The organism is Mesorhizobium sp. M0659 (genome assembly GCF_040320605.1).
Lineage (GTDB): Bacteria > Pseudomonadota > Alphaproteobacteria > Rhizobiales > Rhizobiaceae > Mesorhizobium.
This window is the reverse complement of record NZ_JAMYPY010000008.1, coordinates 242,101-253,473: the sequence shown is the minus strand read 5'-3', so window position 1 is coordinate 253,473 and position 11,373 is coordinate 242,101. Positions and strand designations below refer to the sequence as shown.

Genomic DNA, 11,373 nt, shown 5'->3' with positions numbered 1-11,373 from the left:
GGATGATTATGAAGGCAATTCACAAGGAGCAGTCTTTATTGTCTGGAGCCGTGGAAGAGCCAGGGAGTGTCCGCAAAGGACACCCCCTGAGCACGTTTTATTCCGACAGCACGAAGGGTGCGGTGTACTTGTCCACATTGTCCTTGGTGATGAGCAGGCAATCGAACAGCTGCTTCTCGCTGGTGGCGCCAGTAGCGCCCGTCTTGATGAACGAGTCGGCCTGCTGCACGGCCTTGGCCGAGAAGATGGCCACCGGCTGAAGCACGGTGTACTGCAGTTCGCCGGACTTGATGGCCGCAACCGCATCCGGGGAACCGTCAAAGCCGCCGACCTTGATGCCGGCGAGCTTGCCAGCTTCCTTCAGCGCCGCAACTGCGCCAAGCGCCATTTCGTCGTTGCCGCTGATCACGGCGATGATGTCGGGATTGGCCTGCAGCATGCTCTGCATCTTGTCGTGTCCCTGGGTGCGATCCCAATTGGCGACCTGCGAAGCGGCCTTTTCGAGATCCGGATACTGGCTCAGCACGGTCGCGTAGCCGTTCGAGCGCGTGGCGGCGTTGTTGTCCGACGGGGCGCCGAGCAGTTCGACATACTTGCCCTTTTCACCGACCGCCTGCACCCACTGCTGGGCACCGAGAGCCGCACCCTGCGCGTTGTTGGAGACGAGCTGGCCCTTGGCGAGGCCTTCCTGGTTGATCTCGGCATTGACGAGGAAAACCGGGATGTTGGCGGCAATCGCCTTCTTCACCGCGCCGACCGAACCATCGGCATTGGCCGGGTCGAGGATGATCGCCACCGACTTGTTGGTGATGGCGGTGTCGATCAGATTGCTTTCGGTATTGGTGTCGCCCTTGTGGGCGGCGACGTTGGCTGTATAGCCAAGCTTTTCGGCTTCGGCCTTGGCAACGTTGCCTTCGGTCAGCCAGTAGGGGTTGGCCGGATCGTTGACGATGATCGAGATCAGGCCCGCGGCCGATGCGGCTGCGCTAAACCCGACCACCATCGCGGCGGCAAGCAAACTTCTAAGCACGATTTTCATGTACATTCCTCCAATGATTTTACGCGGTCTTGCTGCCAGTCAGCTGGCAGTCTTCCCTTGGGCAGGATTGGCCGGTTCGGCCTTCCCCCGTTTCTGAGAAGTCGGTTGGCCGCCCGTCGAAGCTGGAAGCTTGCTACGGCGGCGATACTGAACGGCATTGAGGAGCACGGCGAGCACGATGACGGCGCCGGTGAACACTGTCTGCCAGTAGGATGAGATGCCGATGATCACCAGACCGTCGGACAGGAAGCCGATGACGAAGGCTCCGAGCAGGGTGCCGCGAATGTTGCCGCGCCCGCCGGTGAGTGCGGCGCCGCCGATGACGACGGCGGCGATGGCCGTCAGTTCGTAAGTGGTGCCAGCGGTCGGTCCGGCCGAGGTCAACTGCGAGGACAGGATCAGGCCGGCAATGGCGGCACAGATGCCTGAAAGCACATAGACCGAAATCTGCACAGTCTTGACCGGAACGCCGGAGAGTTCGGCGGCGCGCTCATTGCCGCCCGAGGCGTAGAGCCAGCGTCCAAAGGCGGTGCGGTTCAGGACGATGCTGCCGATCAGCGCGATGACCGCCAGCACCACCACGCCGGTCGGCACGCCGAACAGGCGGTTGAAGCCGAGAGCATCGAAACCGGTGTTGCCCAACTCCGGCTTGCCGCCGAGATTGTTGTAGGTCAGGCCGCTGGTCATCAGCAGTGCCAGGCCGCGCGCCATGTACATGACGCCGAGCGTGGCGACAAAGGCCGGAACCTTGAACCGCGCGATCAGCACGCCGTTGATCAGCCCGACAGCGGCGCCCAGCATGCAGGCCAGCACCGCGACCACCCAGACCGGCGGATAGAGAACGACGCCGAGCCAGGTCAGCGTCACGCCTTGCATCAGAAAACCGGCGACGACGCCGGCAAGCCCGAGCGTCGACCCCACCGACAGGTCGATGCCGCCGTTGAGGATGACGAGCAGCATGCCGACGGCGAGAATCCCGAAGATGGCGACATGCGAGGCCATGGTCAGGAAATTCGCCACCGAAAGGTAGTAGGGCGACAGGATCGAGAAGACGACGATGATGACGATCAGGGCAAAGAAGGCCCGGCCTTCGAGCAGCAGCTTGGCCACGTCGAAGCCCTCGCCGCCCGCATTGGGGCTGGACTGTTTGCTGGCCTGGCTGACATCGCTCATGGGTCGGGGCTCCGGAAATTCTGTGGTCAGGCGACCACGGCTTCGCCGGAGGCGGCCATGATCTGCTCTTTGGTGGCGTTGGCGCCGAATTCGGCTGAAATCTTGCCGCGCCGCATGACGACGATGCGGTGGGCGATGCTGAGGCACTCATTGACCTCCGAGGTCGAGAAGACGACCGCCAGGCCTTGCGCGGCACGCTCGCTGAGCAAGCGAAAGACTTCGGCCTTCGCGCCGACGTCGATGCCGCGGCTCGGCTCGTCGAGAAGGATGACCTTGGGATTCGTCGTCAGCATCTTGCCGATGACGACCTTCTGCTGGTTGCCGCCCGACAGCGATCCGATCATGGCATTGCCGCCCGCGGTCTTGATGGTCACCTTGCGGATCGAATCGTCGATCAGTGCGCGCTCCCTCTGCCGGGAGAGGAAGAGCCCCTTGGCGAATGCCTCGATGCTGGCAAGCGACAGGTTGCGGCCGACGGTCATGGTCTGAACCAGGCCATCGCGCTGGCGATCCTCGGGGACCAGAACCAGACCTCGGGCGATGCGCTGCGCAATGGTCAGTCCCGAAACGTCCTCACCCTCCAGCAGCGCCCGCCCGCCCGCCATGGGCACACGGCCGGCGACGGCCTCCAGCAATTCCGTGCGGCCCGCGCCCATCAGCCCATAGATGCAGACGATCTCGCCCGCTTTGACATCCAGCGACAGATGATCGACGACGTAGCCTGAACCCGAAGCGTCGGTGACGCTGACATCCTCGATCGACAGCGCCACCGCGCCGAACTCGTGGCCGGTCGGCGGCGAGCCGAGATCGAAATTCTCGCCCACCATGTTGCGGACGATCCATTCGAGGTCGATGTCCTTGGCCTCGGCCGTTGCCGTGATCGCCCCGTCACGCAGCACGACGGCGTAGTCGGTGATCTGCAGCGCCTCTTCGAGGTGATGCGAGATGTAGACGATGGAGACACCGCGGCTGGTCAGGTCGCGGATCACCTTGAACAGCACCTCCACCTCGGTCGCACTGAGTGCGGAGGTCGGCTCGTCCATGATCAGGATGCGGGAATCGACCGACAGCGCGCGTGCGATCTCGACGATCTGTTGCTGCCCCAGGCGCAGGTCCTCGACCAGGGTCATCGGATCGATGTCTTCTTCGAGGTCGGCCATCAGCGCCCGCGCCTGGCGCGCCTCCTCGGCGAAGTCGAGGCCGGTTCTGGTGCGCAGTTCGCGGCCCATGAAGATGTTGTCGCGAACGCTCAGATTCGGCGCCAGGCTGAGCTCCTGGTGGATGATCGAAATGCCGCGATCGCGCGCGTCCGAAGACGAGGCAAAGCTGACGAGATTGCCGTCGAGCACGATGTCGCCGGATGTCGGCGTCACCACGCCGGACAGGATCTTCATCAGCGTCGATTTGCCGGCGCCATTCTCTCCGAACAGGGTGGTGACCTTGCCGCGATGGATGTCGAAGTTGACGCCCTTGAGCGCGTGGACGCCGCCATACGACATGACGACATTGCGCGCCGAAAGCACGGCATCGCCAGTCGCGGGTTCTGTGCCGGCAGTCATTGTCATTTGACGTCCAGCCTCACCGGTGTGACCAGCCAGCTCTTCGGATTGACCAGCTTGAAGACGCCGACCACCGCTATTGTCTTGCCGGTCAAGGCACTGGTATCGACTTTCGCCAGCACCTCCTTCTTCATCTCGTTGTTCAGCGCCGAGCCGGCGTCCTGATACTCGATCTGGTTGGTGAACTGACCAAAGGTGATCTTGCCGGTGGCGTCGCGAAGCTCGGTTCCGTTGATCGCCGGCCCAGTCTGTACGCGGACGGTCAACGTGTCCGGCAAACCGTCGACGGCGACCTTGTAGATGCCCGATTTTCCCTCGCCGACGACGCCGGTGAACTTGACCGAGATGACCGGTCCGACTCCCGCCGGCACGCCATATTCCTTTTCGGCCGTCGCCCTGTCCTTGGCGATCGCCGCCGCCACCGTCGCGGCGTCGGCGGCACGCGCTTCGACATCGGCCTGCACCTTGGGAAATTCAGACTTGCCGTAGTCGGCGGCCGAAAACACCGCGTTGCGAACATCGCCGGCAGAGCCGATCTTGATCACCTTGGTATCGAGCGCCATGGCGCCGAGCAGAACCACAACCGCAGCGCCGGCAAGCACCCGGCGCAGGCCGGGCGAAGCTTGCCGGGCGGTGGCCTTCGCGCTCATGATGCAACCACCAGCGGTGCGGATTGTCCGTTGTCACGCATTCGAAGTTCCTCAGTTCACGCAGCGCTTCGCGGTCCCGGCTGCATCGTCGAGCTCGACCAGCGCGCGGGCCGTGCATTCGTCGGTGATCAGGCCGCTGAGATAACGGCTTTCGAGTACTGCCTTGATGGCGCGCACCTTCACCTTGCCGCCGGCGACGGCAACGATCCTGCGGCCCTTCAACTGATCGCGCGGAAGCGCCAGTATTCTTTCCGACAGCGCCGTTTCGACCGGACGCCCCTTGTCGTCGAAGAAATGCGCCAGCAATTCACCAACGCCGCCGTCACGCTTGACCTCGTCGATTTCGGAAGGCTCGATCATGCCGGTGGCGACCAGCGACGCCTCCCGCTCGGCCGTGCCTATTCCGACGAACATCAGGTCGGACCGGCTGGCGAGAGCGAACACATCGCTGATGCCGCGCTGGCCAAGCAGCACTTCGCGGTCCTCGGCGGTATTGGCGACAAAAGGCACCGGCATGACGAAAGCCTGCGCGCCGGTCCGCTCTGCCAGGCGATGCATGACGTCGTGCGGGTTGGCGGCGAATTTGCGCGTCACGCCGCCAAGCAGCGAGACGAAACGGATGTGAGCAGCAGTTGCGCGCGTCAGATATTCGACGCTGGCGGCAAGCGTGCGGCCATGGCCGACGCCGATCAGCATGTCTTCGCCGCGATCGATTTCGCGCTTCAGGAACTGGGCGCCGGCAATGCCCAGCCCCTTGAGCGGCAGTTCGTCCTGATCGAGATCGGGAACCACCTCGCAATAGTGGAGCCCATAGGCGGCGATCAGGCGCTGTTCCAGGTCGACGCATTCGGCGACGTCGCCGTCGATGAAGACCCTGACCAGACCTTCCTGGTTGGCCTTGGTGATCAGCCTATGCGCCTTGAGGCTGGTCAGGCCAAGCCGCTTGGCCACCTGGGCCTGGGTCAGACCACCGGCATAGTGCAGCCAGGCCGCGCGCGTGGCGAGGCTGGATTCATGGTCGCGGTTTGCGCTTCCGCCGGAATTCAAGCCATCCCCTCCCCAGCGTGATAATATTATCTTTGTGTGCAAAAATTTTCATACCTTTGCACCGCTGTCAATCCCTCCGCAGATGGTTGCCTCAGCCGACGTTCGGCAGCCAACGCGAGCCTATTAGAAGGTAAGCATACAATATGACCATACGGTAGTGTTAATTTAACGTCAATTTGTGTTACCGTATCCAGTGACGGCATGAGCCCGTAGGCGCCGGCAAATCCCAATCCGGGTGCAAAATGGGAAGGTTGATGCACAGGGCGCAACAAGGGCAAATCGATCGGATTGCCTCAGGAAAAGCTAGGCGTCGGCGATCAAGCGATCAGTCCAGCCGCATCAGGTTCCTGCCTTCGAGCTCGACAACAGCGGCTTCGACCTCCCGCGTGAGGCGCTCGGTGCTCCACCCCAACGCCCGCCCCGCGATCGCGGCAATCTCCTGCAGGTCGCGGCTCGTCAGCGAGCCGCCTATCGCCAACGTGCTGCGGCGCATAACGACATCGGCCAGATGTTCGACGAATTCGTTGCGCACGATGTAGTCGATTTCCGCCTTGCCGTAGCCGTCCGAGTCCGGCAGACGACGACCCTCATCATCCGACCCGTGCCTGGCGATCTCAACGGCTCTGGTCCCGTAGCGCGACAGCAATTGGTCAAGGCGCCTTTCCCCGGCGCCTGTTGCCTGCTGTGCCTTAGCCAGCCAGTCCGCGCGCGCGGCGGCATTGGCCGGAAAATTCCTCCCGCCGCCGATCGGCATGGCTCGCGTCGTCACCTTGCGGCTGCGCTGCAGGCGCTTGAGTACCGTGTCAGCGACTTCCTCGGCAAAGCCGCGGAACGTCGTCCATTTGCCGCCGACCAGCGAAATGACTGCAAAGGGCCTGTTGCCGTCCGGCTCGGCGACCGGCGCTGAATGATCGCGGCTGATCAGCCCTGGTGTCGACGCCTCGGACGTCGGCAGCGGCCGGATGCCGCTATAGGCGTAGACGATCTGGTCGCGCTCGAACGCCATGCCCGGCAGCAGCGTTCGCACGCTGTCGAGCAGATAGTCGACTTCTTCGGGTTCGCAGCGGACCGCGTCCGGATTGTCGGCCTTGATGTCGGTCGAGCCGACCAGCGCCAGGCCGAGATAGTCGTAGACCAGGCAGATGCGGCCCTCATCGGCCTCGAAATAGAGCATGCGCCCGGCGAGGCTTTTGACCAGTTCGTCATGCCTTAACAGGATATGCGAGCCCTTGGTGCCGCCGATCATCTTCGATGGAGCACCAAGCAGCGCGTTGACGTCGTCGATCCACGGACCGGCGGCGTTCACCACCAGCTTCGGCCGCACCGAAAAGGCCGCGCCGTTTTCCGGCTGGAAGGTGAGCACGCCATTGGCTGAAGCCGCCAGTGTCGTGTAGTTGGCACCGGCAGACGCCGCGTGAGCCTGCAAGCCGTCGAGGATCAGTTCCAGCACCAGCCTTTCCGGGTGACTTATCTTGGCGTCGTAGTAGGTGCCGGTGGCGACGATCGCCGGATTGAGCGCCGGCATCTCAACAAGCGCCTGCCGCCGCCCGACCATGCGGTGGCGCGGCATGACCTGGTTTCGTGAACCGTAGAAATCGTAGATCATCAAGCCGATCTTGATCAGTATGGCGCCGCGGCTGCGCGGCGCGCTGGTCGAGCCGAACAGCGTTCGCAACGCCGCGAGCATGCCCTTGCTCCACGAGAAGATCGGGATGACGGTCGGCAGCGGGCTGACATAGTGCGGCGCGTTTTGAAGAAGCAGATTGCGTTCGAGCGTCGACTGCGCCACCAGCCCGAACTCGCCGGTCTCGAGATATTTCAAGCCGCCGTGGATGAGCCTCGACGGCGCGGCACTGGTGCCCGAGCCGAAATCCGCCTTTTCGACGATCAGGCAGCTGACACCTTGCGCGCACAGATCGCGAAACAGCCCAGCCCCGTTGATGCCGGCGCCAAGAATGACGACGTCGACTTCGCCGGTCCCGGCCATCGCGGCGAGACGCCCGGCGGGATTGTCCGCCGCTGCTCCATCTGTTGGGTTCATGGCGCCTTCGTCTTGACGATGCGCAGTTTCACCCCGGCTCGCTCGAGGCTCTGCGCCTGCGCATCGCCGAGGCCCTCGGTCACCAGCACGGCGTCGAAACTGGTCAAATCGTCGAAGACATGCAGCGCGATCCGGTCGAACTTTGCGTGGTCGACCAAAAGGACGCGCTTCACGGAGGCGGTCATCATCGCCTGCTTGACCCGCACGACATTCGGATCCTGGATGAAAGCAGTGGTTCCGGTGACGGCCGAAGCCGAACAGATCAGCACATTGGCGCGCAACTGCGCCACGGCGTTCTCGCAGACAATGCCGATATAGGCATTGTAAGTGGGATGATACTGGCCGCCGAGGCAGATGAAATCTATATCGTCCACATTGATCAATTGGCCCGCCGTCGAGACGCTGTTGGAAATGACGGTCAGCGGCTTGACGTCGAGCAGCAGCGTCGCGACCGCGTTTGCCGTCGATGAATCGTCCAGCATCACCACCTGGCCGGCCTCGATATAATCCAGTGCCGCCCGCGCCAGTGCATCCTTCTCGGCTCGATTGACGGTCACCCGGTAGCGGAAAGCGCTCTCGTAGAGGCCGGAAGGCTGGACCGTCACCGCACCGTGCAGCTTGCGCAGCACGCCCTGCTGCGCCAGCCGGTCGATATGCCGGTGGATGGTCATGCGCGACACGCCGAAATGCTCGACCAGATCATCGATGCGCACCTGGCCGAGCTTGATCACATAATCGGCGATCTCTTCGCGTCGTTCGTCGGCCTTGATCATGCGTTTACCCCCGCCAGCCTTTCGATATCAGGCCAATGCCACTTCAGCTGCTCGGCTATGCGGCAGTAGAGCGAAAACCGCTCATTGAACACAGCACTGGAGGCGGGCACGGTTTGGTACGTCCGCGCCGTCATGCCGATCTGCCTTGCACCCTCTTGCGGCGTCTTGAACAAGCCGACCGCGGCACCTGCGCAAAGTGCTGCGCCGAGGGCCGCGGTCTCATCCGTCGAGGTGACGGTGACCGGGGCGTTCAGCACGTCGGCAAACATCTGGACGAAAGCAGGATTACGCGAGCCGCCCCCGGTCAGGCGGATCTCGCTGACGGCAAAGCCGTCGCGCAAGGCCTCGACATGGGTGCGGTGATTGAAGGCGATGCCTTCCAGAACCGCCTTCAGCATGTCGCCGCGATTGTGCCAGCCATGCAGGCCGACAAAGCTGCCGCTGGCCAAATCGCCATAGGGAGAGCCGAACAGATAGGGATGAAACAGGATGGTCGAAGGCTTCTTCAACGCCGCATCGATCTCTCCCGCCAGCAATTCGTGGAGGGAGCCGCGATCCGCGTTTGTTCTGTCTTGCTCCAAGCGACAGAAGGTGTCGAGAAACCAGTCGTAGTTCGCTGTCGAGGCCGGCGAGATCGACATGTTGTTCCAACGGCCCGCATCGATGGCGTTACGGCAGAACCAACGTCGGTCGACGCGCGGTTGCGAAGAGACGACTTCATTGATGGAATAGGTGCCGGCGACGATGGCGAGCACGCCCTCCTCATGGCCGCCCATGCCAAGCGCCGAGGCGGCCACGTCGTGCAGGCCGCAGGCGACCGGTGTTCCCTTGCGAAGGCCGGTCCTTTCGGCGGCATCGGCGGTGACTTGACCGGCGATTTCAGCGGAATGCGCCACCGGCGGCAGCGCGTCGAACAGATCCTCCAACCCGAAGATGCGCAGCGCTTCAGGCGCATAGGCTTGCGTGCGGAAATCCGTGAATGAGGTGCTTGCCTCCGTGCGGTCGGTGCCGATCGTGCCGCTCAGGCAAAAGCGCAGCCAGTCCTTGCAGGCCAGCACATGGCCGATGCGGCCATAGCGATCAGGATCGTTCTGCTTGAGCCATGCCAGCAGCGCCGACGGCGCCGAAACATGCGGCGTCTGGCCTGTCGTCGCCAGCGCATCGGTGAAAACGGTACCGGCGGACCACCTGTCGACAATGTCGCCGGCGCGGCTGTCGAGCGACAGGATGCCTGGTCCCAAAGGCTGACGATCATGATCGAGCAGATAGAGACCATCGCCATGCGCGGTCGCCGCCACCGCCTTGATGTCTTCCGCCGGCCTGCCGGCGAGCGCGATCGCCTCCTTGATGGCGTCGGCTGTTGCTTGCCACAGGCCTGACATGTCGCGCTCCACCCAGCGCGCGTGGGGCATCGATTGCGGCACCCGGCGACGCGCCACGGACAATTGCGTGCCGTCGGCATCGAAGATGACCGCCTTGGTGACCGTGAGGCCGTTATCGATTCCGAGCAGGCTGGGCATGATCACCGCCTCTTTCAGCATTGGCGATTGCTACAGGGCGATCCTGCAGTCTGATGCAAGGGCGAAACACATGGCGACAACCCCGATAGAGCAAGGCGGATAAAATGGCAAAAGTACCTTGCCCCGACAAAACACCCATATCTTTATGTGAATTTAACGTCAACATGCGCGACAAAAACCGCTACCGCGCCGTTAGAGGGCATGAATGGATCTCGCGGTTGCCAGGCGACGCGTAATCAGCTGCTAAGGCCGTCACGGATGGCGCTGAAATAGCGGTCGGTTCCAACCTGCCCGCCCTTGAGTGCCACCTCCAGCCCATCGATCGCCTTGACGCGCGAGTGAGCGACGCAAAGCGGCGAGCCCGGCGACGCCGGCAACGGCATCCGCACGGTCAGCGCATCGACACCCATCTGGCCGAGCGCGTGGCTCGACGTATCGCCGCCGGCAACGACCACGCGCTGCAACTTCTGCTCGATGGTCAGCGCGCGAAGCAGTTCGCCGAGGCCCCGCCCGAGCTTGTGGCGGGCGCCTTCCTGGCGGTCGATTTCGCCCCCCCTATCGGCCGCGGGTCCAAGGGCCGTGTAGAGAACGACGCTGCGCCCGGCTTCCAGACTGGCGCGACCGGCTGCCGTCGCGCGTGCGATCGCATCTCCGGAAGCTTCGGAGATCAGTTCGACGGGATCGACCTCGATGCCATCGAAGCCGTCGGTCAAAGCGTGCCGGATCTGTCGTTCGGTCGTCGGCGAACAACTGCCCGAGACGACCGCGATCCGGTCGGCGGCACCTGGCGGCGAAAATCCTGGCTCAGCTCTGACTGTCCCACTCGACACCCATTCGGCCAGCAGCGCATATTCGATCCCGGACGAGCCGACGACGAACGAACCGCCCGGCTTGCGGGCGCGCCATATCCCCTTGCCGGCAAGCGCCTGCGTCTCGAGGCTGTCGACATCGACAAGTACGATGTCGGTGCCCTCAGCGAGCAAGCGGTCGAAGGCTTCCGAGCGCGACACCGACTGCAACGTCGCGAGATCGACCAGCCCCGATGTGAGCTCCGTCTGCCGCGACAGATGGATCAGCAGGTCGGATTCATCCATCGGCGTCGTCGGGTGGCGGCTCATCACCGGATGGCGGTCGATGCGGAAATACTTTTCGCGATAGGCCGCGAACAAATGACCGAAGGCCGTGTAACGCTTGAGCTGCGGCGCCCCGACCAGCAGCGGCACGCTGTCCTGCGCGAAGACCGAGCGGCCGATCTCGATGGCGCGACCGATGCTGCCGATGGTCGGGCTGGAATCGAAGGTCGAGCAGACCTTGTAGTGACAGATCGCGGCATTCAGCGTCTTCAGCCAGGCGAAGGCATCGCTCAGATGCGTGTCCATCCATTGCGGGGTTTCGCTGCGGCTGGTGCCGGCCAGGCCAACGGCTCGGCAATGTGCGAACTGCGCAAGCATGGCCGCGTCCGGCTGGCGCATGAACAGCACGGTCGGCACGCCGCCGAGTTCGAGCGCTTCCATGACGTCGGTCGAACCGGTGAGGTCATCGCCATAATAGCTGAGAAGCAGATCTTGCAT

9 protein-coding genes are annotated in these 11,373 nt (G+C 63.3%); all 9 read right to left on the bottom strand.

Annotation, left to right across the window (positions count from 1 at the left end; genetic code table 11):
* Nucleotides 1-97: 97 nt before the first annotated feature.
* The gene (locus NKI31_RS15900) at nucleotides 98-1,039 is read right to left on the bottom strand and encodes a D-ribose ABC transporter substrate-binding protein (RefSeq protein ID WP_081726801.1); all 942 of its coding nucleotides are present in this window, start codon (nucleotides 1,037-1,039) and stop codon (nucleotides 98-100) included.
* 39 nt (nucleotides 1,040-1,078) lie between these two features.
* Nucleotides 1,079-2,212 (bottom strand): ABC transporter permease, encoded by a 1,134-nt coding sequence (locus tag NKI31_RS15895; RefSeq protein ID WP_023688198.1) that lies wholly within the window; start codon nucleotides 2,210-2,212, stop codon nucleotides 1,079-1,081.
* 26 nt (nucleotides 2,213-2,238) lie between these two features.
* Complete coding sequence (locus NKI31_RS15890; protein WP_023833798.1) at nucleotides 2,239-3,777, bottom strand: sugar ABC transporter ATP-binding protein; 1,539 nt, start codon at nucleotides 3,775-3,777, stop codon at nucleotides 2,239-2,241.
* Nucleotides 3,774-4,421 carry a DUF2291 family protein gene (locus NKI31_RS15885; protein ID WP_023681693.1) on the bottom strand — a complete coding sequence of 216 codons (648 nt, stop codon included), beginning with the start codon at nucleotides 4,419-4,421 and terminating at the stop codon, nucleotides 3,774-3,776. Before NKI31_RS15885 ends, NKI31_RS15890 begins: the two co-directional genes overlap by 4 nt.
* 51 nt (nucleotides 4,422-4,472) lie before the next feature.
* Nucleotides 4,473-5,468 (bottom strand): sugar-binding transcriptional regulator, encoded by a 996-nt coding sequence (locus NKI31_RS15880; protein WP_352652036.1) that lies wholly within the window; start codon nucleotides 5,466-5,468, stop codon nucleotides 4,473-4,475.
* Between the two features lie 325 nt (nucleotides 5,469-5,793).
* Nucleotides 5,794-7,509: a glycerol-3-phosphate dehydrogenase/oxidase gene (locus NKI31_RS15875; protein ID WP_502899141.1), complete on the bottom strand. Its 1,716-nt coding sequence runs from the start codon at nucleotides 7,507-7,509 to the stop codon at nucleotides 5,794-5,796.
* Complete coding sequence (locus NKI31_RS15870) at nucleotides 7,506-8,282, bottom strand: DeoR/GlpR family DNA-binding transcription regulator (RefSeq protein WP_031249056.1); 777 nt, start codon at nucleotides 8,280-8,282, stop codon at nucleotides 7,506-7,508. Before NKI31_RS15870 ends, NKI31_RS15875 begins: the two co-directional genes overlap by 4 nt.
* Nucleotides 8,279-9,802, bottom strand: coding sequence for an FGGY-family carbohydrate kinase (locus tag NKI31_RS15865; RefSeq protein WP_352652053.1), 1,524 nt, complete (start codon nucleotides 9,800-9,802; stop codon nucleotides 8,279-8,281). Before NKI31_RS15865 ends, NKI31_RS15870 begins: the two co-directional genes overlap by 4 nt.
* Nucleotides 9,803-10,038: 236 nt before the next feature.
* Nucleotides 10,039-11,373 (bottom strand): four-carbon acid sugar kinase family protein, encoded by a 1,335-nt coding sequence (locus NKI31_RS15860; RefSeq protein WP_352652035.1) that lies wholly within the window; start codon nucleotides 11,371-11,373, stop codon nucleotides 10,039-10,041.